This is a genomic window from Pseudomonas sp. FSL W5-0299, assembly GCF_005930655.1.
GTDB classification, from domain to species: domain Bacteria; phylum Pseudomonadota; class Gammaproteobacteria; order Pseudomonadales; family Pseudomonadaceae; genus Aquipseudomonas; species Aquipseudomonas mandelii.
The window spans coordinates 170,024-194,057 of sequence record NZ_RXHX01000005.1; the positions used below are offsets into that span (position 1 = coordinate 170,024).

The window sequence follows — 24,034 nt, forward strand, 5'->3', positions numbered from 1 at the left end:
GCATGAGCAACCCGGAACACTTGCTGCTGCAAGGCGCGGATAACTTTCGCAGTTTGAAAGGCATGCCCACCCGGTGTGGTCGCCGCATTGGCGGCCATACCCTGTTACGGGCAGACCAATTGCATCGCCTGACCGCTGAAGACTGGCAGACATTACAGCGTATTGGGCTAAAGACCCTCTGCGACTTACGCAGCGCGGGCGAGCGTGAGCATTACCCGAGCCGTCTGCCTGATTCGGGTATGCACCTATTGCATCTGGAGGTCATCGGCGATCTGCGTGCCGATCCACAGATTGCCGCGATGCTGGCCGACAATCCGGCAGAGGAGGGGGCACGGTGCATGATGCTGGAGGTTTACCGGCAACTACCGGGAATGTTGGCGCCCCGGCTGTCAGCATTGTTTGAGCGGTTGTCTGGAGAGAATGCTTCGGTGCTGATTCACTGCGCGGCGGGCAAGGACCGCACCGGCGTGGCGGTCATGCTGCTGTTGCACGCCCTAGGCGTGGCGCCTGAACACATCATGGCCGACTACTTGCGTTCGGCACGACGTTTCAGCCAGCTGGATGCAGAACGTCAGGAGGCGATGAGTAATACGGTGAGTCGCATGGTGGGCCAGCCGGTAAGCGAATCAGCGATCGACGCTGTATTGGATGCCCGGCCCGAGTACTTGAATGCCGCTTATGCGGTGATCGAGGCCGAGTACGGTGGGGTGGATTGCTATCTGCAACGCTTCAGTGGTTTGAGCACCGAGCGTTTGCAGCGATTGCGAGATACCTTGCTGGTCGCCTAAGTCACGACTTCGGTCATGGCCCGCGCAGGTTTCCATTGCGCCAATCCAATTCCCAGCAAAATCAATCCGCCGCCGACCGCGTGGTACAGGTGCAATGTTTCCCCCAGCAACACAATCGCCAACACCGCGGTAAATAACGGGACCAGGTTCATCAGCACGGCGGTTTTTTCTGGCCCCAGGGTTTGCAAACCACGCATCCACAAGCCGGGCGCCAGCGCCGAGGCAAACAGACCCGCGAACAACACCAGCGGGACATTAGCGGTTGTCAGGGCTATCGAAGGGGCCAGCAAAAAGGGCGGCACCAACAGCAGGGTGCCGCAGATTATTTGCACGTAAAGGCTTTCCCAGGTCGGCAGGGGAATCTGCCAGCGCTTGACCAGCACGCAGTACAACGCGTACGACAGCGAGGCCAGCAACATCATCCATTCTCCTCGGCCAACTCCGTGTGCCCAGAGTGAGGGCAGGTCGCCTGCGGCCAGCAACCAGGTCAGTCCGGCAAACGACACCAGAGCGCCGACCAATAAGGTCGCGGTCGGTCGGGTATTGAGCACTGGAAAGGCGATCAGCACGGTGAGCAGGGGCATTGTCGCCAGGATCAGGCCCATGGAGGTGGCGCTGACAGTGTGCGCGGCGAAATATGCCAGCGACTGGTACAGCGACATGCCGAGCAAGCCCAGCAACCACAACTTGGGAAGGTGCGGCCGAATCTGCCGCCGCAACCGCCAGACCCTGGGCAACAACACCGGTGACAACACCAGCAACGCGACCAGCCAGCGGTAAAAGGAAATGGCGGCGGGGTCAATCACCCCAACCGACAGGCGATTGACCACGGTACTGGCGGCCCAGATCAGTGTGGCAAGAACAGGGAACAGCAAGTTCATCACAGGTGCGCCAACGTTGAGGGTGCCAGTGCGCACCGGAGCGGTTGTCGATGTGTAATCGCGTTATTCGCTGGCAGCGTTACGTGCGGCGATCGTCGCGGCAAAATCGCGTTTGAGGGTGGGGAAGTAGGCAATCTGCCCACCCATGCCACCGGCAATGTCGATCGAGGCGGCGCTGATGAAGCTGGCATATTCGCTGGCGAGAAACAGTGCCATACCGGCAACGTCTTCTGGTTTACCGTAGCGGCCGAGCGGTACGACTTTCATCACCATGGCATCGAATTCCTCGCGACTGACGCCCGGTCCCATCTCCTTGTAATGACGGTCCCACTGGCCGGTATCGATCCAGCCCATGTTCAGGCTGTTGACCAGAATATTGTCTTTGGGCAGCGACATGCCCAACGAGCGGGAGAGGGCGATGCACGATGCGCGGTTGATCACCGAAGGGATGCCGTCGGGCGTTGGAATCACCCCGGCCAGGGCGTTGATTTCGATGATCCGCCCCCAGCGCTGTTTACGCATGAACGGCACCACCGCCTGCACGAAACGGAAATGCCCCATCTGCAGAATGTTGGCATGTTCGAGGATCACTTCCGGGGTCAGGGTGTCGAGGTTGCCACCACGGCCTTGACCGGCGTTGTTCACCAACACATCGACCCCGCCCCACGCGTGTGCAACTTCAGCAACAAACGCCTTGACCCCCTCACTGTCCGTCACGTCGACAGCCCGGGCAATCACCGCCTGGGCGTGTTCCGCGAGTTGCGCGCCGACTTCGCGGACGTCTGCCTCGCTGCGTGCGCAAATCGCTACCCGTGCCCCCTCAGCGGCGAATGCCCGGGCGATGGCCAGACCAATCCCCCGGGAAGCGCCTGTGATGATCACGCGTTTGGCACTCAAATCAATATTCATGGTGGCTCCTCTTGTTTTTTTTCTGCCGGTTCAACTGCCGTTTTTCCTGCGCAACGCCACGAGTTCTGTGGTTGTGACAGGGCTATTGAAAGCCCAAAGCTGAAAAGCGTCAAAGTTTATTTGAACGTTTATTGGTTTTGTGTGCAGTATCTACCAGCGGAAGCACCTTCGCTGGAACGATTCTTCACTTTGATGGGCATAGAATTCTAGATAGAGAATTGAAATCTTTATGTGGAATTTTATTTTGCGATCCGTTACGGTGACTTTCAGCTGAGGAGGAAAGTGGTTCTGGATGCGTGCCAGACCTCTTGAGCGGACTGTCCAGGCGAGACATTCAACGATATTGTGGGGTTGCGCAAATCGCTGGAAGGACCGTTTGAACGCACATAGCGACTGAAAATAACAATAAAAGGTAGTGTGTATGAATCATAAGACCAAGCAGAGTCGGCTGGTACTGGCTCAAGGTGCGCTTACGCTGATGATGGTTGGGGGCGCTCAAAGCGTCATGGCGCTCTCATTCGATCTGCCGAACCCTGATTACCGCCTGCGTTGGGACAACACAGTCCGCTACAACCTGGGCATGCGGACTGACAGTCAGGACAGTCGCATCATGAACACGCCGAACTTCGACGAGTCCGACGGCAAGTTCGATAAAGGCGACATTGTTACAAATCGTCTCGATGTGTTGAGTGAACTCGACTTTTCCTACCTCAACGAGTGGGGCGGACGCCTCAGTGGTGCAGGCTGGTTCGACCAGGCTTATAACGATCACGATGTGGAAAGTAACGTTCCCGGCTACGCCACCAGCTATCACAACAATCGTTACAGCGATGAAGTGAAGCGCTACATGAACGGCCCGTCGGGAGAGATTCTCGATGCCTTCGTCTGGCGCAACTTCAACATCGGCGACACACCGGTCAACGTGAAGGTCGGTCGTCATACCAACTATTGGGGTGAAAGCCTGTTGTTCGGGGCGCACGCCGTGTCCTACTCCCAGGCACCCAGCGATGGCGTGAAAGCCTCGACCAGCCCGGGTATCGAAACCAAGGAAGTGTTCCTGCCGGTCGGGCAGATCTCGGCTAAGGCCCAGGTCACTGATCACCTCTCGGTTGCCGGTCAATACTTCTATGAATGGGAGCCCACGCGCATTCCTTATGGTGGTACCTATTTCGGCGCGGCCGACCCTTTGTTCGAAGGGCCGGACCAACTGCCGGTAGCGCCTAACGGAGCGACGTTTCAGCGTCAGGATTCGCGCTTCGGTCGCGATGGCAAGAACTGGGGCGTGATGGCCAAACTCAACGTTGAAGAAGTCGAATCGACGTTCGGCGCCTACTATCGGCAGTTCGACGACTACCAGCCTTGGCTGGCCCCACAGGTCAAGGCAGCGCTGGGTTCGTATCGGGTTGTTTACCCGCGCGGCGTGAAGCTGGCGGGCGTCAGTTTTGCCCGGGTTTTCAACACGGTTGCGGTCGGCTCTGAACTGTCCTACCGCATGAACGGTGCCTTGAATGCCACCGGCGTCAGCGCGCTGGACGACGAAGGCCCGCGCGGCGACACCATTCACTTTATTGCCAACGCTGTTTACGGCGTGCCGCGTAACTTCATTTCGAACAACGCGACACTGGTCGGCGAGTTCGCCTACAGCCACTTGCAGCGCGTGACCGAACACGAAGAGCTTTATAAAGGTGTCGGAAAAGCCGCTTGCACCAATGCCAGAACACCAGGCATCGCCGGGTCCGGCAGTGAGTCGGATGGCTGCTCCTCGAAAGACTATTACGCGGTCGCGGTCAACTACACTCCGCAATACATCTCGATCTTCCCCTCCTGGGACATGGATGTACCTCTCACCGTCAATTACGGCCTGCATGGCAACGCACCAACAGCCGGTGGCGGCAGCGAAGGTGCACTGGCTTACTCCGTCGGCGTCAAACTCACTTATGCCCAGTTGTATGAGTTCGGCCTGCGTTATGCCGATACAGCGGCCCAACCGAAGAACCTGGCCAATGGCACCGTCGCCGGTAACGGCAACGTAGGTGGTGAAGACCGCGGCTGGCTGGCTTTTACCTTCAAGACCTCCTTCTGATAAATCAAACAAGAATCGGAGAACGTGTTCATGAAACGTCCACTTGCATTAACTGCCGTCCTGATGAGTTTTGCGACCTGTAGCCTCACAGCAGCCGCTGCTGGCGACGCCTCGGACCTGGGTAAGAGCCTGACGCAGTTCGGAGCGATTCAGGCCGGTAACGCCGATGGCACGATCCCCGCTTACGCGGGCGGCCTTACCACCGCACCGGCGGGATTCAAGCCCGACAGCGGGTTTTGGGTCGATCCGTTCAAGGATGAAAAGCCACTGTTTCGCATTGACGCCAAAAACGTCGACAAGTATGCGGACAAGCTCAGCGAGGGGCAGAAAACCCTGATCAAGAAGTACCCGACTTACTACATCGACATTTACCCAAGCCATCGCACGACCGCCTATCCCCAAGCGGTACTCGATGCCACCGTGCGTAACGCCGGTAGCTGCACGATCCAGAAAGATGGCCTGGCCGTTGATCCATCTTGCCGTGGCGGCCTGCCGTTCCCGATTCCGAAGACCGGCAACGAAGTGATGTGGAACCAGCAGGTGCGCTACAAGATCGGCACCGGCTACTCGACCACGACTTCGTCCAACAGCTGGGTAGTCGATGCCAACGGCTCGATCACCAAGACCGCCGAACAGGCGACATTCGAAGAAACCCCGTACTACCAGGTGACTCAAGCGGATCGCGATCCACTGATGTACGCCCGGGTGTTCTCACGCAACGACTACCCGGCCCGGCGCTCCGGTGAAGTGGTGGTGCTCACTGACTTCCTCGATCCGCTGGCCAAGGCCCGTCGTTCGTTCAGTTATTCCCCAGGCCAGCGCCGGGTAAAACTGGCACCGGAATTTGCCTTCGATACACCCGTGGCCAGCCAGGGCGGCGTGACGCTGTTCGACGAACTGCAAATGTTCTCCGGCAGCCAGGACCGCTTTGACTACAAGCTGGTCGGTCGCAAGGAAATGTACATCCCGTACAACGCTTACAAATTCTACTTTGGCGTCGGCAAACAGGAAGATCAGTTCATGCCGCACCACGCCAACCCGGCGAACGAGCGTTGGGAGCTGCATCGGGTGTGGGTCGTGGAAGCGACGTTGAAGCCGGGCATGCGCCACGTCTACAGCAAACGCACCTACTACCTGGATGAAGATACTTTCGGCGTCGGCCTGTATGACGCCTGGGACAAGAGCGGCGCGTTGTATCGCTCGATCTTCCTCAGCGGCGTTCAGCTCTACGACAAAAACATTCCCTACAACGTGAAAAACGTCGTGTATGACTTCAACAAAGGCATGTACGCGTTGCTCAACGATGGTTTGAAAGGCGGCTACAAGTTCATCGACAAACCACTCTCCGAGCGTGACATGAACCCTGAAGCCATTGTGGCCCGGGTCACCCAGCGCTGATGTGATTTCGCCTGTCCTGCCTGCCGGTTTGCGCATCAAGCCGGGCAGGCAGAACAGGTGGGTTTGCCACGCGGGATGGTTAAGGAATAAAAATAATGACTAGCCCTTGCCCTGCTTCTTTTCTTCTTTCTACTTCGCGCCTGCTCCTGGCTGTCGCGTTGACGGTCGGCGCGAGCTCATTGCTGACGACGCCTGCCTACAGCGCCGTCGCGTTGTCGGCCGATTCGCTCGACGTGCCGGCGCAGCGGGTCGATGAACACCTGCCCGCACCTTTGCTGTCGGTCGCCACGGCAGGCAACACGATGATCGGCGTCGGCCTGCACGGGTTGATCCAGCGCTCCACCGATGAAGGCCGCACCTGGCAACAGGTCGCTAGCCCGGTGTCTAGCGATCTGGTGCAAGTACGGTTTCGCGGCGAGCGTGATGGCTGGATCGTCGGTCACGATGCGGTGGTCATGCACACCACCGATGGCGGTGACAGCTGGCAAGTGCAACTCGACGGGCGCCGCCTGTTGACCTTGCTTAACGCTTACTACGGCCCTCGCGCTGAACAAGGCGATGAAGTCGCCGCCCAGATGCTCAAGGAAGTAGCGATGGCCGCCAGTACCTCGGCGACGCCGGACGTATTGGCCGCACCCTTTCTCGATGTGATGTTCGATGAGCACGGCAACGGATTTGCAGTGGGTGCCTTCGGCATGTTGTTGCACAGCACGGATGACGGCCAGAACTGGCAGCCGTGGACCGAGCGCAGTGACAACGATCGGCGCATGCACCTGTATGGCCTGGCGGAACATGCGGGCATTTTTTACATCGGCGGTGAGCAGGGTCTGCTGCTGCGGCTGGATGGTCAGCAACAACGTTTCGTGAAAATCGATACGCCCTACACCGGCACTTACTTTGGCGTCCGCGCCTTCGACGGTCTGCTGCTGGCGTACGGACTGCGCGGCAACCTGTTTGCCAGCCGTGATGACGGCCAGCAATGGCAGCCTGTGGCAACCAATCTCAATAGCAGCCTGGTCAGCATTGTCGAGCAGGGTGATGCCTTGATCGTCGTGAGCCAGGGTGGGCAACTGGTCAGTGTTGACCGGCAGAGTTTGCAGGTCACCCCGCTGGCAGATGCGCGGGTAGGCGAGGTGTATGCAGCCAGTGCCACCAAACAGGCTGGGAGCCTGCTTGTCACGCGCTTCAGCGGCGCCAAGGTCATCGATATCGCCCAGGCCAACTAAAGCCCTCGGCACGATTCCCCTACGAGAAAGAAAAAATGGTCGAGCAAAAATTCAACAGCGGGATGCCAGTGATTGCCAACCTGGAGGACTTTGACAAAAACTCCGGTGGCTGGTTTGAACGGGTCATATTCCGTCATCGCATGGTGGTTGTCGTTGCCTGCTTGCTCGCCACCGTGGTGTTGGGCTTCTTTGCTACAAGGCTTCAGGTGAATGCCAGCTTCGAGAAAATGATTCCCAGCTCCAGCCCGTACATCAAGAATTACCTGGCCTATAAAAACCAGTTGCCAGGCCTGGGTAACAGCATTCGCGTCGTGGTGGAAAACAAATCCGGTGATATCTACGACGCCGACTATCTGCTGGCGCTGCAAAAGGTCAACGACACCCTGTACCTGATTCCGGGAATCGACCGTTCCTGGATGAAATCGCTGTGGATGCCCATCGTTCGCTGGAAAGAAGTGACGGAGGAGGGCATTGATGGCGGTGCGGTCATGCCATCGGATTACGACGGCAGCGACAAGTCGATCAAGGCCTTGCGCCGCAACATCATGCGCTCCGGGATCATTGGCAACCTGGTGGCTAACGACGGCCAGTCGAGCATGATCGTCGCGCCGCTGCTCGATACCAATCCGCAGACCGGACAACCCCTGGATTACGGTGATTTTTCCAAGCAACTGGAAGCGCAGATTCGCTCGCTGGAAAGTGACAAGGTTGGCATCCACATTGTCGGTTTCAGCAAGCTGGTGGGCGACCTGATCGACGGCCTGTATTCGGTCATGCTGTTCTTTGGCGCATCGGTGCTGATCGCCGGATTGTTCGTCTATTTCTATACCCGCTGCCTGCGCAGCACGTTGCTGCTGGTGAGCGTGGCGGTGGCGGGGGTGGTGTGGCTGCTGGGTTTGATGCAAATCCTCGGCTACGAGCTGGACCCTTACTCGATCCTGGTGCCGTTCCTGATTTTTGCCATCGGGATTTCCCATGGCACGCAAAAAATGAACGGCATTCTTCAGGACATTGGCCGTGGCACCCATAAATACATCGCTGCACGCTATACCTTCCGCCGTTTGTTTCTCACAGGCCTGACTGCGCTCCTGACCAATATCGTTGGTTTTGCCGTGCTGGTGATCATTGATATTCCGGTGATTCGCGACCTGGCCCTGACCACCAGCATCGGTGTCGCCGTGCTGATTTTCACCAAACTGCTGCTGATTCCGGTGGCGCTGTCGTACCTGGGCGTCAGTAAGAAAGCCGCGCGTATCGCCATCGCCAAAGATCAGGCCGGCGCAGAAAACCGGGGTTTTCTCGGGCGTCTGTGGAGCGGCCTGGATCGCTTCACGGAACGGCCGATGGCCACGGCGGTGATTGCCGTATCGCTGGTGGTGACGCTGATTGGCAGCGTGGTGATGATGCATCTCAAGGTGGGCGACCTCGATCCCGGTGCGCCGGAGTTGCGTGCGGATTCGCGCTATAACCGCGATAACGCCTACATCACTAGTCACTACGGACTTTCCAGTGACCAGTTCGTGGTCATCATGAAGACCAATGAAGACAGCTGCCGTCTATACCAGTCGTTGCAAAGCATGGACAAACTGGCCTGGCGGCTGCGCCAGACGCCCGGTGTACAGACGACCCAGTCGCTGGCCGAAACCGTGCGGATGATCAGCTCCGGCATGGCGGAAGGCAGCCCGAAATGGCTGAGCATAAGCCGTGACCAGGCGATCACCAACTCGGCGGTGGACGCGGCGATGATTTCTGCTCCGGGGATCACCAACCAGCAGTGCTCGGTCACTCCATTGATCGCCTATCTGGCCGATCACAAAGCCGACACCCTGAGCCGGGTATTGAAGGTCTCTGAAGAATTCGCCAAGGAAAACAACACGGTCGCTGGCGCTGAACAGCCTGTGGAGTTCCTCCTGGCTGCGGGTAACGCCGGGATCGAAGCTGCCACTAACATTGAGGTAGAGAAGGGCATCATCACCATGTACCTGGCCGTGTATGGCGCTACGGCCTTGCTCTGCCTGCTGACCTTCCGCAGTTGGCGCGCAACCCTGGTGGCGCTGATTCCTTTGCTGATGACCACGATCATCTGCAAGGCGCTGATGGTCTGGTTGGGGATCGGCCTGAAAGTAGCCACCTTGCCAGTGATCGCCGTGGGTGTCGGTGTCGGCGTGGACTACGCGCTGTATCTGCTCAGTGTGCAACTGGCGGTGCAGGAACGTGGCGGTAGCCTGGCGGTTGCGTATCGCCGCTCGCTGGACTTCACCGGTCGTGTCGTTGCCCTCGTTGGCCTGACCATGGCCGCCGGGGTGATTACCTGGGCCTGGTCGCCGATCAAGTTCCAGGCGGACATGGGCATTCTGCTGACCTTCATGTTCCTGTGGAACATGCTCGGTGCGCTGGTGCTGATCCCGGCACTCTCGCATTACCTGCTCAACCCGAAAGGCAACTCCAAGGCCGGCGTGACCCTCGATCTGGAGGACGCGCGCGCGCAACAGGAACCGCGCAAACCCGCGGCCAGCGCACCTACACCCCTATTGACCGAGCTCGCCTTACCCCGGCGTGTCCGCTGACTAATAGCCGGGCACAGACCTGGCTGGCAACTGCAAGGAGAGAACAATGTTCGAGTTATTGATGAGTGCCGACATGATGGTTCCGGACCCGGACGGCATGACGGAAATGTTGGTCGACAAGCTCGGCATCTACAAACACGAACGCTGGCGCCAGGCGTTCGATAATCACCCGTACATTGCGCATTTCCTGCGGGTACACAAATCCCTCGCGGTGTCGCCTACGCGCATCGAACCGCAGTGGCACCTGGATCGGCCGAACCCCGGTGATCCGTTGTTCCATGACTTTCTGGAAAGCCTGAAAGATTTCCAGGGGCATCATCGGCCGATGATCACGCACTCCATCGTGCTGGCCCTGCACGGGGACAAGTTCGACGCGCTGGTAGACAAACTGATGCGTCGTCGCTTGCCGTTCCGCATGGCGCAGCGCACCCCGGAAATGCCGTTCGACCGTTTGTGGCTGGGTGCTACTCCCGAGCAACCGTATTACCAACCCACTGTGGATGGCGGTTTGTGCATTGAGATCATGCCGACCGAGCCTTTGCAGATGCCGCCGGAAACCTATCAGTTGCCACCGATGCAGCCGCGTGATCTCAAGCCCGGCGACATGGTCCGCGTCACCGCCCGTGGCTTCCTGGTACGCGACCTCGATGAAACCCTGCGTAAGGTCTCGACCAACCTCGACTGGGAACCGAGCGGGCCGGTCGAGAGCATCGGCAGCGAAGGTTACCGCCGTGCGCGTATGGGTTTCACCGTGCCGAACAGTGCCACCCTCGATGTGCTCGAGGCGACCTACTGGAACACCGACGCCGGCCACTACGTCAATAACTGGGGGCCGGGTCCGTACTACATCCGCATCGGTGTCAACGATCTGGCTGCCAAGGCCGAGGATCTGCGGTCACGCGGCACGCGGTTCCAGTGGATCGAATCCTCAGAGGCCGTCGGCGGCCGTGCGTTGATCAAGATCGACCCACAAGAACTCAATGGCCAGGTCTTCGAGTTCGAGGAGTGCCCTGTATGAGCACAGCGCAAAAACCGCAGTCTCCCGTGCTGATCAACGATGCGGTGCGCCTTGAGCGTGATGCCATGGTGGGTTGGGTGGTACTGACCCGGCCCCGGCAGATCAACGCCATCAACGACGATATTCGTCAGGGCGTGCCGCAAGCACTGGCGCTGTTGCAGCAAGACCCGGACATTCGCGTGATCGTGATTCGCGGGGAAGGTGAGCGAGGCTTTTGTGCGGGTGCTGATATCAAGGAGCGCCGTGGCCCGGAATCGAGCCTGCAAGTGCGGCAGCGCATGGAACAGGTGCGCTGGATCGAAGCGCTGGATGGCATCAGCAAACCGGTGATCGCTGCCATTCATGGTTATTGCATGGGCGGTGGGTTGGAACTGGTGCTGGCGTGTGACATCCGCTTCGCCGCGCCCGATGCCGTGTTCGCCCTGCCGGAAACCGGCCTGGGGCTGATTCCCGGCGGCGGTGGTACGCAACGGCTTTCCCGAGTGGTTGCACCGGGCCAGGCGTTGGACATGTTGCTCACTGGAGACCGGGTGGGCGCCGAACAAGCGCAGCGCATTGGCCTGGTCAGTCGCTTGGCCAGTGACAATGCCAGCCTGGTGGACGAAGTGCGAGCCTTTGCTCAGCGCATCGCCAGCAAACCACCCACCGCGTCGGCTTTTGTCAAACAAGCGGCTCGGGCGGCACTGGACATGGACCTCAAGCGTGGCCTGGATCTGGAGCTTGATCTGTTCGCCTTGCTGGCCCCGACCAAGGATGCCCGAGAGGCAGCCCAGGCGTTCAGCGAGCGGCGCGAACCGCGGTTTACCGGCGAGTAAAGCGCCACCCAAAACAATAAGGAATAGAACATGAGCACAGGAAAACTGGCAGGGCGAGTGGCCATTATTACCGGCTCCGGTGGCGGCCTGGGCGCTGAGTGCGCACGGGTGCTGGCGTCGCATGGTGCAAGTATTGCGGTGGTCGATATCAATTTCGAGGGGGCCACAGCCGTGGCCCAATCACTCCTCGCCGAGGGTCATCAAGCCTTGGCAATCGCCACTGACGTGTCCTCGGAAGACGCCGTGCGGGCGATGGTTGCTCAGGTTAAACAGCATTTTGGCCGTATCGACATTCTGCACAACAACGCGGCGATCCTGAACGCCGAGCAACGTCAGCTGGACCGCGATTTTGTCAACCTCGACATGCAGGCCTGGGACCGGGCCATCGCCGTCAACCTGCGCGGCGCAGTGCTGTGCACCAAACATGTGATTCCGGTCATGCTGGAGAACGGCAAGGGCTCGATTATCTTCGCCACTTCGGGTCTGGGCATGCAGGGCGATATGTCCCTGACCGGCTACGCCACCTCCAAGGCGGGGCTGATGATGCTGCCGCGCATGGTCGCCTCGCAATACGGCAAACAAGGCATTCGCGGCAACGCCGTGCAGATCGGCCTGGCGCCTTCGGAACACGCCATGCCTGAACCCTTGCTCGACATCCTGCGCGACAACCACTGCACTGCCGAGCTGGGCACGCCTCGGCAGATTGCCGATGTGGTGGCGTTCCTGGCCAGTGACGAATCCTCCTTCGTCACCGGCACCACGCTGGTCGCCGACGGCGGTTTCAGCAGCCACACCCCCTCCCTGGTGGCGATGCGCGCGCTGTTTGCGCAGATGGGTCGCACCGGCATGTAACCCTTGCCCGGCGCACCCTGTGCGGTGCGCCGCGGTTGATCTTTGCCGCCATAGCCGCCGCGTGCCGCTGTGGTTGAACTTCGACTTGGAATTAATTGATGAACCAGAACCAAAATGCGAGCACTACGGATTTTGATGTGATCATCGTCGGCGGTGGCACCAATGGCCTTTCGGCTGGCTGCTACCTGGGCCTGGAAGGCAAGAAGGTGCTGGTTCTGGAGGCATTGGACAAGGTCGGCGGGATGGCCTCCTCGGGTTACCTGATACCCGAAGCGCCGCAGCATCTGGTTCATCCCTGTGCCCTGGACATGATGTCGATGCGCGTGCATTCCCATGTACCAGCGGAACTGGGACTTGATCGACACGGTTTCAAATCGATAGAGCTTGCGCCGGGGTATGTGTACTTGCACCCGGATGGGCAATCGCTGATCTTCTGGCGCGATCGCGAGAAAACCGCCGCCGAGATCCGCCGGTTCAGCAGCAAGGATGCCGAGGCGTTTCTGCAGTTCATGAAAGTCATCGACATGTTCCTCGATATCGCGCTGCCGATGATGCGTGTCGACCCGGCCAAAACGAACCTCGGCGTGAAGCTGAAAATGCTTGGCACCGCGATCAAACACAAAGCCTTGAAACCCGAATTGATGGCGCTGATGACGGGCTCTGCATTGCAGGCGGCGCGTGAGCGCTTCGAACACCCGGTGACCATTTCCGCAATGTGCGCACTCACTGGCCTGGCGGGGGACATCAGCGCCGATGGCGGTGGCATCTATTACGCCTTGCTTGGTTTCCTCCATCGTTTTGGCGTGGGCCGGGTATTGGGTGGCATGCAGCAGTTGAGCAATGCCATGCAGGCTCGACTGGAAGAGCTGGGCGGGCAAGTGCTGGTGTCGGCCAGCGTCAGTGAAATCGTTGCCAGGGACGGTCTGATCAAAGGCGTGAAACTGGCGGATGGTCGTCAGTTCACCGCACGGGCAGTCATTGCTGGCTGCCACCCCAAGCCGGCGCTGGATATGGTTACCCCCGGCGAGATTCCCAAACACCTGTTGACCCGCATCGCCATGGCGCCGGCCAACGGCAAAGGCTCGGGGCCACTAAAGATAGATGTTGCCTTGCGTGGGCAGATTTCTGTGCCACGTTTCGCTGCCATTCGCGGCGATGGCGTGGATTTGCGTAAAACCGTCATGCTGATCGGCACCGAAGAAGCCGTGCTGGAAAACTTCGCCGCCTGCGCCCGTGGCGAAGTACCGAAATTGCCCTATATCACCGTCGCCGCTCCGAGTTCGGCTGACCCTTCACAAGCGCCAGCCGGGCAGGATGTGTTGTACATCTATCCGCCGGTGATGCCGGTAAATCCCAATGAAGGTTGGGACGCGCTGCGTGAGCGGGTGGCTGATCAGGTACAGGAACAGCTGTATGACTACATCGATGGGATCGAGGGGCAGGTGATTGGCCGACACATCGAGGCGGCTCCGGATTTTACTGCGCGCTTGAACACGGTGAATGGCTGCGTGGTGCATATCGACACCACCTCGATGCGCTCGAGCACCATGCGCCCGGCGTACGGTTTGGGCGGCGATACCTTGCCTGTGGCGGGGTTGTATCTGGGCAGTGCCGGTATTCATCCGGGCGGCGGGGTCAATGGCATGGCCGGGCGCTTGGCGGCCAAGCGGGTGAGCAAGTATTTGCGTAAAAAGGCTGACTGAAGCGGGTCGCTGATTCCAAGCCCAACAGAGAACCCACTGTGGGAGCGAGCAGGCTCGCTCCCACAGGGAAAGCTTATTGGGCGAGAGTGTGTGAACGGTGCTTAAACGCCGTCGACGTTTTTTTCTGCCCCCAGCGAAATACTCGCCAGCACAAAATCCGCCGAGTACTGCCGCCACGTGGCCATGCCTTGCTCCGAGTCCGTATCCAGCCCGGCAAGCGCCGACATCGAATAGCGGTTGGTAAACCAGCCAGTAGTCACCAGCGAAGCGCTGGCCAACAACAGGCGCGGGTTGATGTCTGCGCGAAAATCACCACTGGCCGCCCCCCGCAACAGAATCGCATCGAGCTTGGCAATCAGCTTCGGTGCCATTTCCAGAAAGTGGTTACGCGGCGTTTCGTGGGTGTCATGGTAGCGAATGCCTTCCAGCGCCAGGCTGCCGAGGAAGGGGTCCAGACGGTACTGGTCGAAAAAATGGTTGAGCACGGCGCGCATCGCCACTGGCGGTGAAAGCTCTTCGACATTGAGATTGACCAGCTCGGACATGATGTTGTCCGAGGATTCATCCAGTACCGCTACAAACAGGCCTTCCTTGGAGTTGTAGTAGTGGTAGACCAGCTGCTTGGTGACGCCGGCTTCCCGGGCAATTTCTTCCACTCGCGCACCAGCCAGGCCTTTTCTGGCGAACTCCACGCGCGCTGCCGCGAGCAGGCGATTCATCGTATTGCGTTTGCCCTGTTCGCCACCTTCTCCTGCCTTTACCGCCACCTCGTCCTCCTCATGCCAGTTTTGGCCAGGTTATTCACACCTTGAAGCATTTCCCCGGGGGCCTTCGTTTGACCCCGAGTCAAACGAAGCGGACTACCGGGGCAGACACAACCACATACCATGGGTTGGCAGCCGGGTAATCTTGGTGTGCAAGAAGAATAAAAACAAGACAGGAGCTCCTGATGAGCAACGAAAGCGCAGCACTGGACCTGGCAACCGCATACTCCGCTGTGTCGGAAATGTATCGCGGCACCGACCTGGATATTCACGCGGTGTGCCGCGAGCAACGGTTGAAATCGCCCATCTATGAAGGCGACTTCATCACCCAGTTTGGCGTGCCGACCAATGCCGGCACCCAGCAGGGCACTCGCCCGACCTTCGCCTTGTTCAAATACCAGGATGTAATGACTGTTCTGCGCGACGGTGCGACCTATACCAGCGGTTTTATTGCCGAAGGTCTTGGAGCGTTTTTCGATGGTTTGATCATTCTTGCCATGGACGGTGACGAGCACCGCAAGGTGCGCGCCTTGCTGCAACCGGCCTTTATGCCGGAGACCGTGAACAAGTGGCGCCCCCAGATCGATCAAGTGATTCGCGAGGAGTACATCCAGCCGATGTTGCCGGCGAAGAAGGCCGACTTGATGAAGTTTGGCCTCGAGCTGCCGATTCGCGTCATGTACGCTTTGATGGGCTTCCCCTCGGATGAGCCCTCCAAGTACAAGCAATACGCTGCGTGGGCCTTGGCCATTGTCGGCGGCAACCAGATTGACCCGAGCAAAATGGTTGAAGCGCGACGTCAGGCCGGCATCGCCGTCAAAGGTCTGTACGACGCGCTTGCCGAGGTGGTGGTGCAACGTCGTGCAGAGGGCAGCCAAGGCGATGATGTAGTCGGGCGTTTGCTGCGCGCGGAGTACGAAGGGCGCACGCTGGATGACCACGAGGTGATCACCTTCACTCGCTCGCTGTTGCCAGCCGCGGGCGAAACCACCACGCGCATGTTCGGCTCGGTGATGACCTTGCTGCTCACCACGCCCGGGTTACTGGACCGAGTCAAGGCCGACCGCTCGCTGATCGGCAAGCTGATGGACGAAACCACGCGCTTTGAACCAGTGGCCACCTTCAAGGTGCGCGAAACCGCCAGGGAAGTGGAATTTCACGGCGTGAAAATCCCCAAGGGTTCGTTCGTCCAATGCATGGTGGTGTCCGCCAACCGCGACGAAGACGCCTTTGAAAACCCCGATGTATTCGACATTGATCGCAAGCCAAAACCCTCCTTTGGTTTCGGCTTCGGCCCGCACATGTGCATCGGTCAGTTCGTTGCCAAGGTGGAGATCAGCTGCGCGGTCAACGCGATCCTCGATCTGTTCCCAAACTTGCGCCTCGACCCGAGCGAGCCTGTGCCGCTGATAGGCGGTGCGCAACTGCGCGGCGTGTCCAAGCTCCCGGTGATCTGGGACTGAACCAGGCTGAAAATCCGTTTCCAGGCCTCAACAAAAACAACAGAGGGCATTATGAGAACGTTTAAAACCATTCCAGAACGCGGTGATTTCGGCTTCCAACAATTGGTTGGGCCGCACCAGGTCACAGGCGCGTCGATGTCATCGGAACGCGGCTTCTTCGGCCTGCACCTGAGCAAGAGTTCGCCGTTCGGATCTGTGCGCGATGAGCAAGGCAATATCTATTCCTTCGTCCGCTCGCTGATGGCGCCCAACGGCACACCGAACCCGACCAAGTTCTTTTACCTGAACAATCACGTCGATAACGTCAACCTGCGCATGGACCACGAAAAAATGGCCCGCCAGGCGCTGACACCGCTGCCGGTGCACAGCCTGGAAGGCGATGTCGCGCGCTGGGCCAGCCAACCGGGTGAAGCCGGCAACGGCTGGGAAATCACTGCTAGCAGCGAACGGCTGACCTGGAAAGAAGAAGGCCTGTTTCACCTCGAAGGGCGTCTGCTCGGTCCGGGACTGCAGTGGTATTTGCCCGGCGTGGAATGGGGCACCTTCTACGTTTCGCAGTTGTGGGACATCGCCGGTGTCTGTGAGGGGCGTCCGGTCAAGGGCGCCATGGCACTGGACCAGTTCTACATGGCCGAAGGCGGCGCCATTCACTTCAAGAAAGACCTGGTGGTGAACAACAACAAGCATGTGATCTGGTGGTCCTTTGTCACCGTTTATAAAGACGGCACCTGGGATACCGGCTCTTTCATGGTCGGTCACGACCATTTGGGCTACGCCATTTTCAACAATGAGAAAGGCGAGGTTCGGGTCACCACCGATATCGAAGGACAAACCGAACACAAGGACGGCAGCTACTTCCTGAAGTCCGCGAAAATCGTGCTGGAAGGCAAGGAAGAGTGGGAGTTTTTGCCTGATGAGAAGGGCGAGATGATCGACTTCGTCGGCGGCTTCCCGATCACGGCGCAGCAGGAAGGGCGCTGGCGTCGGGTTGGCGATACCCGCGAGCCTTCGCACTGGCTGGGCTGGGGCGAATCGGACCGGCGTAACGGCTCGGCCCGCAACGTTCCAGGCAAGGACCTGTAATCAGCCGGGTGCGCCGGGTTGCGATCATTATCCGGCGCATACGCTGCATCAGTAGCCTCTCTAATAACAACAATGAGGAATCACGATGAAATTCCGTGACAAAGTCGTGCTGGTCACTGGTGCCGGCCGAGGCATGGGCCGCGCCATTGCCCTGGCCTATGCCCGAGAAGGCGCCAAGGTGGTGGTGTCGGCACGCACCGCTCGATACGGTGAAGAAACGATCGCACAGATCAAGGCCCTGGGTGCGCAAGCCTGCCTGGTCGGTGGCGACATCGCCGACCGCGAGGCGATCAAGTCAATGGTGCAAGGTGGTGTAGAGCACTTTGGTGGCCTGGACATCGTGGTGCATTGCGCCGCCGATACTAGTCACGGGCTGATCGCCGAAATGGCCGATGACACTTTTGATCACATCGTTCGCAGCAATATTCAATCGTTGTTCTGGTTGGCCAAGGACTGCGCACCTTATCTGTCGAAAGCCGCCGACAAAGGCCGGCTGATTTTCATCTCGTCCGGCGAAGCCAACCGCAAATACACCCCTCGACTGATTGCCTATGGTTCCAGCAAAGCCTTCATGAATGCCTTCGCCCGTGGCCTGGCGGTGGAATTCGGCGCCATGAATATTCTGGTCAACGTCGTCGAGCCCGGACTGATCGGCACTGACCACATGCTCGAAACCCTTGGCAATGAACTGCCGCATAAACTCGCTGCACATTTCCCGGTAGGGCGTCTGGGCGAGTCCGCCGACATTGCCAACGCCGTACTGTTTCTGACCTCCAACGAGGCTTCCTATATCACTGGCACCTCGTTGCTGGTGGATGGCGGCGCCACCATGATCGCGTTGCCCAAGGTCGAAGAAATCCTCAAGGGCCATTAATCAAGTCGCACGTCCGCGATGGGAGTCAGGTCATGACATCGGATACACGCAGTAGCAACACCACGGCCCACGCTGGCAATGATTTTACCGAGTTCAAGCGCGGCTGGCGCGTGGTTGTGTTAGGCCTGTTTGGCATCTGCACCAGCATTACCGCTGCGTTGCTGTACGCCTTCGGCACCCTGGTGATTCCGCTGGAACAGGCGTTCGGCTGGAGCCGGGGCGACTTGCAAGCCTCCATCACCTTTCTCTTCGCCGGGGTGGCGATTTCCACGCAACTGGTCGGCTGGCTGTACCGTCGCTTCGGCCTGCGCCGGGTGGCGATTGTTTCGATCGTGCTGCAGATCGTCGGTTACTTTGCGATCACGCGGATTCAGGGTTCGATCGGCTGGTTGTACCTGGCGTTTTTCAGCATGCCGATCATCTGTGCCGGCACCATTGCGATCACCTGGACGCAATTGGTCAACCTTTGGTTCGAGCGTAACCGTGGACTGGCGCTGGCCGTGATTTTGTGTGGCACCGGGCTGATGGCAATGATTCTGCCACCCCTGTTGTCGCGGCTGATTGCCGCCTACGGTTGGCAAGCCGGGTTTATTGCATTGGGCGCAATGCCTTTGCTGTTTACGCTGCCCTTGTCATTGATGTGGCTGCGCATGCCGGCGCTGCTCGCCAGTCCTGACGCGACAACGCAGAAGGAACTTCCGGAGCTGTCCGGCATGTCCTTCAAACAAGCATTGCGCTCAGGCATGTACTGGGGCTTTAACGTCGCGTTGATATTGTCGGTGTCGTTGACCGTCGGCATGGTCACCAACATGGTGCCGATGCTGCAAAGCAAGGGCCTGAGTGCGCAGCAAGCCAGCCAGATCTTCAGCACCTTTGGTATTTCCATCATCGGCGGGCGTTTGTTGGTGGGTTATCTGCTGGACCGCTATTCACCTTCGGTGGTGGCCGCCGTGAGCCTGGCGCTACCCGCATTGGGCTGCGCGATCTTTCTCTTTGGCGGGGCGCAGAACACACCGTTGCTGGTGCTGGCGACCCTGTGCATCGGCGCCAGTGCCGGAGCTGAGTTCGATCTGGCGGCATTCCTGATGGCGCGCTATTTCGGCTTGAAGGACTACGCGCGGATATTTGGTCTGCACCTGTGCCTGATCACCATTGTTTCCGGTCTGGTGCCCATGCTGTTCGGCCATCTTTATGACCTGTACGGCAGCTATTCCGCCGTGCTGGTGTGCTGTTTCTGCTGCGCCATTATCGGCCCGACCATTCTGCTGTGGTTGAGGATGGAGCTAAGTTTCCTCGCCCGTCAGCAAAACCTCCAGCTACGACCACATGCCTGAACCCACTTGAGGATGAACGTGAAATGAGCATGGACAAACACACCATCGAGCACTTTCTGCACGGGCAGATCGACTGCTGGAACCGAGGCGATAAAGAGGGCTTTTTCGCTCACTATCGCAGCGTCTCGCCCAACGGCTTGAGTATCGAATACGTCGGCAAGCCGCAGGCTGATGCATGGCAGGTGCTGGAAGGCATGTGGGCGCAGCAGCAAACCAGGGTTCGCGTCGAGGTGCGCCAGTGCATCGTCAATGGCAATGAAGCGGCGTGCCATCACCTGAACGCCTTTCGTGAGCAGGAAGGTGGCATCGAAACGATCGAGTTGTATCGGTTCGAAGATGGAAAGTTGTCCGTACGTTACTTCATCAACCAGTAATCGTTGCGCACAGCCTCGTCAGAAAGGCTGTGCGCGTCGGCGCCTAGACGCCATCGGTGGAATGGGACAACTGCTGCCATTGCTCGATTTCCGCGAGCATCCTGTTGAGCTTGTCGCTGACCTGCTGATAAGCGTCGGAGCCCGCCAGATAACGCAACGGTGGATGTTCGCTGTTGGCCAGGTGCACCAGCGCATCGCCCAGTTTCGCCGGGTTGCCGGTTTGCTGATGGTTGTAGGCGGCCGAAGCGCTTTTGACCTTGGCGGTGAATGCAGCGTAATCCTCCAGCCCGCGGGTACCGAAGACCGCGGAGCTGGGGTCGAGAAAGTCCGTACGGAAAACCCCGGGCTCCACCAGCGTGACCTTGATGCCGAACTGCGTCACTTCCTGGACCAGGGATTCGGAAAAACCTTCCACGGCAAACTTGGATGCGCAGTACAACGCCGCACCGCCCATCCCGACCATGCCCCCCATTGAAGACACGTTGAACACCCGGCCGCTGCGTTGCTGACGCATGACAGGCAGCACGGCGCGGCAGACGTTGAACACACCAAACACATTGGTCGCGAATTGCTGGGCGGCGTCGCTGGCGAAATTGTCTTCAAACGGCGCCAGTTGGCCATAACCGGCGTTGTTGACCAGCACATCGATTCGTCCAAAACGCGCGACGGCAGTCTCTACGGCGGCAAGCGCCTGGGCTTCGTCGGTCACATCCAGGGCCACTGCCATAACGCGCTCACCGTACTCGGCGAAGACGTTTTCAAGCGGTTCGATACGCCGGCCGCTGACCACCACACGGTCACCGTCGGCCAACGCGGCTTTGGCGATCGCAGCACCCAAGCCTCGGGCCGCACCGGTAATAAACCAGACTTTGTTCATTGCATCGCTCCAGTCGTTGTGCAAAAAAAATGCCGCGTCAGCTTTGAGGCGGGCGCGGCAGCGGGCGTGAAAGATCAGTGCGACGCTCAGTCGCGGTTGGCCGCTTCCCAAGCTTTCAGATCGAACCCGTCAGTGGCGGCTTCGACTGCCGTCAGCTTGGGCGCGCGAGCGAGAATCTTGCGCGCCGCCATGTGATCGCCCATGCGATTACAGGACTCCACGGCCACCAGACGGTCATTGCGGAAGCACAGCACGGACGCTTGATGTTCTTCGACTGAACCGAGCACGACGGTACTGTCATAGCCATGGGAGAGTCCGGCGATCTGCAGTTTCAAGTTGCCTTGGTCGGTCCAGAACCAGGGGAGGGCGCTATAAGGCGCTGGTTTGCCCATCAAGCGTGCAGCCACTGCGCGGGCCTGGTCGATGGCGTTCTGCACCGACTCGAGGCGGGTGTGTAACTCATTGTTTTGCAGGCATGGGAAGCTGGCGACATCCCCCACTGCGGAAATTTGCGGGTCAGAGGTCAGCAGACTGGCGTCCACCTTGATGCCGTTCTCGATGTCCAGACCGGCTTCAGTCGCCAGTTGTGCATTGGGGATCACACCGATACCAAACACCACCAGGTCAGCTGGGAGCGCACGTCCATCACCGGTTTGCACCGCGCACACATTGCCGTTGTCGCCGTCGATGCGGCTCAAGCCTTGGCGAAAGTCAAAATGCACACCCCAGGCTTCATGTGCCTGGCGAAACAGCTCGGACATCTCCCGCGAAACGGCGCGGGCCATGGGACGCTCGCCCAGCTCCAGTACGTGCACGTTAGCCCCTAGGGCAGCGGCCACTGCCGCGAACTCGAGGCCGATAAACCCGGCACCAATCACCACCACGTTGCGCGCTTCTTTAGCCAGCGGCGCCAGCGAGTCGGCATCGGCTTTGGTTTTGATACCGAACACTTGCGGCAGCTCTGCGCCAGGAACCGGCAGGGGGCGGTTGTGCGCGCCGGTCGCCAGCACCAAATGGTCGTAACTGACGGCAGCACCCGAGGCCAATATCACGCGTCGGTTCAGGCGGTCGATCGCGGTTGCCTGGTCATGCAGCAGTTCAATGCGCTGGGTGGTGTAGAAATCCGCAGGACGAAACAGCAGATTGGTCGCCTGAATCTTGCCGAGCAGATAGGCCTTGGACAATGGCGGGCGCTGGTAGGGCAGGCCTGGCTCATCGCCGATCAGGGTGATGCGCCCGTCAAAGCCTTCCTGACGCAGGGAGGCAGCGACCTGAAATCCGGCCTGGCCAGCACCGACGATAACGACTGAGGCGAGGGTCATGGGAGCTCCTTCAAGCGCATTCAGAATTGCGACGACGGCAGGTGCAGAACCATGCCGTCCATGTCTTCGCTGATGATCATTTGACAGCTCAAGCGGCTGCTGTCACGGCGCTCGAAAGCGTACTCGAGCATGTCGTTCTCCATGCCTTCCGCCGCTTGCACTTTGCCCAGCCAGGCATCGTCAATGTAGGTGTGGCAGGTGGCACAACTGCATGCACCACCGCAGTCCGCAGAAATACCCGGCACCGAGGCGAAGGTCGCGGCTTGCATCACTGATTGGCCGATGTCGCCTTTGACCTGATGGGCGGTGCCGTTGTGTTCAATAAACGTCAATGTGGGCATGTTCTGCTCCGATCTTGTTGGGTGGGGCTCAGGATTGTCTGGGAATGGTTTGCGCATTGAAGCGCGGCACACGCCCCAGGGTCAGTAGCAACAGCGGACCGATCAGGCAGCAAGCGGCGCTGTACACCAGCATCGCGCTATACGAACCGGTGCGCGCCAGCATGTACGCGAAGAGCAGCGGGGCCAGCGCCGAGGCCACGGTATTCAGGCCCTGATGCACGCCGAACAGGCGGCCGTATTCGCGCAGGCCGAAGTAGCGGGCAATCAGGAATGCGGCAATATCGAACTCCGCCCCGGCGCCGAAACCAACCAGCACCGCCGCCAGCATGAGCGGGGCAAATTCGGTGGTTGGGCTCAGGTAGATGAAACAACCGACGGCGGGTAGCACCAGGCTTAGTGCAGACACGGCTGGCGGCCACAGGCGATCGAGCAAATAACCAATCAGCATTCGGCCGAAGATCAGCGAAATACCGAAACAGCTGAAGATGGTGGCCGCGTCCCCAGCGGACAGACCTCGGGATTGCAGCATGGGCACGGTGCTGGTGACCATGCCGACAATCGAAGAAATCACCAGGCTGAGCGCCAGGTTGCAGGTCCAGAATTTCAGCGAGCCCATACCTTCACGAAAAGACATGCCGGGCAATTGCTCCAGCGCATGGCCGTCGTCACGGTGACCTGCAACAGTGGGTAGCTTGAACCACAGCAGAATCAGCGGCAGCAGAACCAAAAGGTTGAGCAGCGCGAGAATCACGAAGGCCGCACGCCAGTCCCATTGCTCTATGCCCCAAGCCATCAGGCGGGGGATGGTGGCGGCGGTGACGCCGGTCCCGGACAGACCAATGGCTAGCGCCAGGCCGCGATTGCTGTCGAACCAAAGGCTGATCAGTTGGGTCCAGGTCACCGCCAGCGCGCCCATGCCGACGATGGGCAGTAGCGCAAAGGCGATGTACATCGACCATATCGATTGGGTCAGTTGCGTGGTCGCCAGGTAGCCGAGTGATAACAGCAGCAGGGAAATAACCGTAACGCGCTTCATGCCGTAGCGCAGGTTGAACCAACCCACCAACTGCAATGACACCACCGCGCCGCCAAACAGAAAGGTGATGCAGGCTTGCAGTTCACTTTTGCTCCAGCCAAAGGCATCGCCGAGCGGCACGACCAGTGTGCCGAAGCCATAGAGCAGGGCGGCGTTGATGCTGATGGCCACTCCGGCGACCGACAAAATCAGGATTTTCCAGCTTTGGCGGAACTCGCGCAGATCGATTGCCGCTTCGTTTCTAGACGGGTGCATGAAGTTGGCTTCCTTATAGGTTTTGTTGAGCCAAGCACTGCTACAAGTGGTGATGTGGACCACCGCCAGCA

General features: G+C 59.2%; 21 protein-coding genes. 14 read left to right on the top strand and 7 right to left on the bottom strand.

Features of this window, described 5'->3' with window-relative positions:
• The first annotated feature begins 2 nt into the window (after positions 1-2).
• A complete protein-coding gene (locus tag FHL16_RS09430) occupies positions 3-788 on the top strand; it encodes a tyrosine-protein phosphatase (protein ID WP_077748082.1) in 786 nt (261 codons plus the stop codon).
• Here FHL16_RS09430 and FHL16_RS09435 read toward each other — a convergent pair.
• Together FHL16_RS09435 and FHL16_RS09440 are read right to left on the bottom strand one after the other, a co-directional pair.
• Positions 785-1,669 carry a DMT family transporter gene (locus tag FHL16_RS09435; protein WP_077748083.1) on the bottom strand — a complete coding sequence of 295 codons (885 nt, stop codon included), beginning with the start codon at positions 1,667-1,669 and terminating at the stop codon, positions 785-787. The two genes, FHL16_RS09430 and FHL16_RS09435, sit on opposite strands and share 4 nt — an antisense overlap.
• A gap of 63 nt (positions 1,670-1,732) precedes the next feature.
• Positions 1,733-2,578: an SDR family oxidoreductase gene (locus tag FHL16_RS09440; protein ID WP_077748084.1), complete on the bottom strand. Its 846-nt coding sequence runs from the start codon at positions 2,576-2,578 to the stop codon at positions 1,733-1,735.
• 421 nt (positions 2,579-2,999) lie between these two features.
• On the opposite strand from FHL16_RS09440, the gene FHL16_RS09445 reads away from it, so the two are divergent.
• From FHL16_RS09445 to FHL16_RS09480, 8 genes are all read left to right on the top strand, one after another.
• Positions 3,000-4,661, top strand: coding sequence for a DUF1302 domain-containing protein (locus FHL16_RS09445; RefSeq protein ID WP_077748085.1), 1,662 nt, complete (start codon positions 3,000-3,002; stop codon positions 4,659-4,661).
• A 30-nt stretch (positions 4,662-4,691) separates the two neighbouring features.
• Complete coding sequence (locus FHL16_RS09450; RefSeq protein WP_077748086.1) at positions 4,692-6,059, top strand: DUF1329 domain-containing protein; 1,368 nt, start codon at positions 4,692-4,694, stop codon at positions 6,057-6,059.
• 95 nt (positions 6,060-6,154) lie between these two features.
• The gene (locus FHL16_RS09455) at positions 6,155-7,285 is read left to right on the top strand and encodes a YCF48-related protein (RefSeq protein WP_047531031.1); all 1,131 of its coding nucleotides are present in this window, start codon (positions 6,155-6,157) and stop codon (positions 7,283-7,285) included.
• Between the two features lie 35 nt (positions 7,286-7,320).
• Positions 7,321-9,852, top strand: coding sequence for an efflux RND transporter permease subunit (locus FHL16_RS09460; RefSeq protein ID WP_047531029.1), 2,532 nt, complete (start codon positions 7,321-7,323; stop codon positions 9,850-9,852).
• Positions 9,853-9,898: 46 nt separating this feature from the next.
• Positions 9,899-10,870 carry a hypothetical protein gene (locus FHL16_RS09465; protein ID WP_020300811.1) on the top strand — a complete coding sequence of 324 codons (972 nt, stop codon included), beginning with the start codon at positions 9,899-9,901 and terminating at the stop codon, positions 10,868-10,870.
• On the top strand, positions 10,867-11,685 hold the full coding sequence (locus tag FHL16_RS09470; protein WP_047531027.1) for an enoyl-CoA hydratase/isomerase family protein: 819 nt from the start codon (positions 10,867-10,869) through the stop codon (positions 11,683-11,685). Before FHL16_RS09465 ends, FHL16_RS09470 begins: the two co-directional genes overlap by 4 nt.
• Positions 11,686-11,715: 30 nt before the next feature.
• Positions 11,716-12,537, top strand: coding sequence for an SDR family NAD(P)-dependent oxidoreductase (locus FHL16_RS09475; RefSeq protein ID WP_032904481.1), 822 nt, complete (start codon positions 11,716-11,718; stop codon positions 12,535-12,537).
• A 98-nt stretch (positions 12,538-12,635) separates the two neighbouring features.
• Positions 12,636-14,240, top strand: a complete 1,605-nt coding sequence (locus tag FHL16_RS09480; RefSeq protein ID WP_060766166.1) for a phytoene desaturase family protein — start codon at positions 12,636-12,638, stop codon at positions 14,238-14,240.
• A 101-nt stretch (positions 14,241-14,341) separates the two neighbouring features.
• Here the strand turns inward: FHL16_RS09480 and FHL16_RS09485 are convergent, their stop codons facing one another.
• Positions 14,342-15,007 carry a TetR/AcrR family transcriptional regulator gene (locus FHL16_RS09485; RefSeq protein WP_020300807.1) on the bottom strand — a complete coding sequence of 222 codons (666 nt, stop codon included), beginning with the start codon at positions 15,005-15,007 and terminating at the stop codon, positions 14,342-14,344.
• 182 nt (positions 15,008-15,189) lie between these two features.
• On the opposite strand from FHL16_RS09485, the gene FHL16_RS09490 reads away from it, so the two are divergent.
• The 5 genes from FHL16_RS09490 (at position 15,190) to FHL16_RS09510 (ending at position 20,132) form a co-directional block, all read left to right on the top strand.
• Positions 15,190-16,467 carry a cytochrome P450 gene (locus FHL16_RS09490; RefSeq protein WP_177346229.1) on the top strand — a complete coding sequence of 426 codons (1,278 nt, stop codon included), beginning with the start codon at positions 15,190-15,192 and terminating at the stop codon, positions 16,465-16,467.
• Positions 16,468-16,518: 51 nt separating this feature from the next.
• Entirely contained in the window at positions 16,519-17,550 is a 1,032-nt protein-coding gene (locus FHL16_RS09495) for a hypothetical protein (protein ID WP_047531019.1), read from the top strand.
• A gap of 85 nt (positions 17,551-17,635) precedes the next feature.
• The gene (locus tag FHL16_RS09500) at positions 17,636-18,424 is read left to right on the top strand and encodes an SDR family NAD(P)-dependent oxidoreductase (protein WP_047531017.1); all 789 of its coding nucleotides are present in this window, start codon (positions 17,636-17,638) and stop codon (positions 18,422-18,424) included.
• A 32-nt stretch (positions 18,425-18,456) separates the two neighbouring features.
• Complete coding sequence (locus FHL16_RS09505; RefSeq protein ID WP_047531015.1) at positions 18,457-19,758, top strand: MFS transporter; 1,302 nt, start codon at positions 18,457-18,459, stop codon at positions 19,756-19,758.
• Positions 19,759-19,781: 23 nt separating this feature from the next.
• Positions 19,782-20,132 carry a nuclear transport factor 2 family protein gene (locus FHL16_RS09510; protein WP_047531013.1) on the top strand — a complete coding sequence of 117 codons (351 nt, stop codon included), beginning with the start codon at positions 19,782-19,784 and terminating at the stop codon, positions 20,130-20,132.
• 43 nt (positions 20,133-20,175) lie between these two features.
• Here FHL16_RS09510 and FHL16_RS09515 read toward each other — a convergent pair whose 3' ends face one another.
• The 4 genes from FHL16_RS09515 to FHL16_RS09530 all read right to left on the bottom strand — a co-directional run bounded on the left by FHL16_RS09515 (position 20,176) and on the right by FHL16_RS09530 (position 23,963).
• Positions 20,176-21,009, bottom strand: coding sequence for an oxidoreductase (locus FHL16_RS09515; RefSeq protein ID WP_077748088.1), 834 nt, complete (start codon positions 21,007-21,009; stop codon positions 20,176-20,178).
• Positions 21,010-21,095: 86 nt separating this feature from the next.
• Positions 21,096-22,331, bottom strand: a complete 1,236-nt coding sequence (locus tag FHL16_RS09520; protein ID WP_060766162.1) for an NAD(P)/FAD-dependent oxidoreductase — start codon at positions 22,329-22,331, stop codon at positions 21,096-21,098.
• A 20-nt stretch (positions 22,332-22,351) separates the two neighbouring features.
• Complete coding sequence (locus FHL16_RS09525; protein WP_047531008.1) at positions 22,352-22,672, bottom strand: 2Fe-2S iron-sulfur cluster-binding protein; 321 nt, start codon at positions 22,670-22,672, stop codon at positions 22,352-22,354.
• Between the two features lie 28 nt (positions 22,673-22,700).
• Positions 22,701-23,963: an MFS transporter gene (locus tag FHL16_RS09530; protein ID WP_077748089.1), complete on the bottom strand. Its 1,263-nt coding sequence runs from the start codon at positions 23,961-23,963 to the stop codon at positions 22,701-22,703.
• Between the last annotated feature and the right edge of the window lie 71 nt (positions 23,964-24,034).

Excerpts from the sequence above, each read along its gene's own strand:
- FHL16_RS09465 (WP_020300811.1), top strand. The coding sequence starts at position 9,899 with ATGTTCGAGTTATTGATGAGTGCCGACATGATGGTTCCGGACCCGGAC.
- FHL16_RS09430 (WP_077748082.1), top strand. The coding sequence starts at position 3 with ATGAGCAACCCGGAACACTTGCTGCTGCAAGGCGCGGATAACTTTCGC.
- FHL16_RS09520 (WP_060766162.1), bottom strand. The coding sequence starts at position 22,331 with ATGACCCTCGCCTCAGTCGTTATCGTCGGTGCTGGCCAGGCCGGATTT.
- FHL16_RS09515 (WP_077748088.1), bottom strand. The coding sequence starts at position 21,009 with ATGAACAAAGTCTGGTTTATTACCGGTGCGGCCCGAGGCTTGGGTGCT.
- FHL16_RS09470 (WP_047531027.1), top strand. The coding sequence starts at position 10,867 with ATGAGCACAGCGCAAAAACCGCAGTCTCCCGTGCTGATCAACGATGCG.
- FHL16_RS09445 (WP_077748085.1), top strand. The coding sequence starts at position 3,000 with ATGAATCATAAGACCAAGCAGAGTCGGCTGGTACTGGCTCAAGGTGCG.
- FHL16_RS09530 (WP_077748089.1), bottom strand. The coding sequence starts at position 23,963 with ATGCACCCGTCTAGAAACGAAGCGGCAATCGATCTGCGCGAGTTCCGC.
- FHL16_RS09440 (WP_077748084.1), bottom strand. The coding sequence starts at position 2,578 with ATGAATATTGATTTGAGTGCCAAACGCGTGATCATCACAGGCGCTTCC.
- FHL16_RS09435 (WP_077748083.1), bottom strand. The coding sequence starts at position 1,669 with ATGAACTTGCTGTTCCCTGTTCTTGCCACACTGATCTGGGCCGCCAGT.
- FHL16_RS09505 (WP_047531015.1), top strand. The coding sequence starts at position 18,457 with ATGACATCGGATACACGCAGTAGCAACACCACGGCCCACGCTGGCAAT.
- FHL16_RS09460 (WP_047531029.1), top strand. The coding sequence starts at position 7,321 with ATGGTCGAGCAAAAATTCAACAGCGGGATGCCAGTGATTGCCAACCTG.
- FHL16_RS09480 (WP_060766166.1), top strand. The coding sequence starts at position 12,636 with ATGAACCAGAACCAAAATGCGAGCACTACGGATTTTGATGTGATCATC.
- FHL16_RS09500 (WP_047531017.1), top strand. The coding sequence starts at position 17,636 with ATGAAATTCCGTGACAAAGTCGTGCTGGTCACTGGTGCCGGCCGAGGC.
- FHL16_RS09510 (WP_047531013.1), top strand. The coding sequence starts at position 19,782 with ATGAGCATGGACAAACACACCATCGAGCACTTTCTGCACGGGCAGATC.
- FHL16_RS09455 (WP_047531031.1), top strand. The coding sequence starts at position 6,155 with ATGACTAGCCCTTGCCCTGCTTCTTTTCTTCTTTCTACTTCGCGCCTG.
- FHL16_RS09490 (WP_177346229.1), top strand. The coding sequence starts at position 15,190 with ATGAGCAACGAAAGCGCAGCACTGGACCTGGCAACCGCATACTCCGCT.
- FHL16_RS09495 (WP_047531019.1), top strand. The coding sequence starts at position 16,519 with ATGAGAACGTTTAAAACCATTCCAGAACGCGGTGATTTCGGCTTCCAA.
- FHL16_RS09525 (WP_047531008.1), bottom strand. The coding sequence starts at position 22,672 with ATGCCCACATTGACGTTTATTGAACACAACGGCACCGCCCATCAGGTC.
- FHL16_RS09475 (WP_032904481.1), top strand. The coding sequence starts at position 11,716 with ATGAGCACAGGAAAACTGGCAGGGCGAGTGGCCATTATTACCGGCTCC.
- FHL16_RS09450 (WP_077748086.1), top strand. The coding sequence starts at position 4,692 with ATGAAACGTCCACTTGCATTAACTGCCGTCCTGATGAGTTTTGCGACC.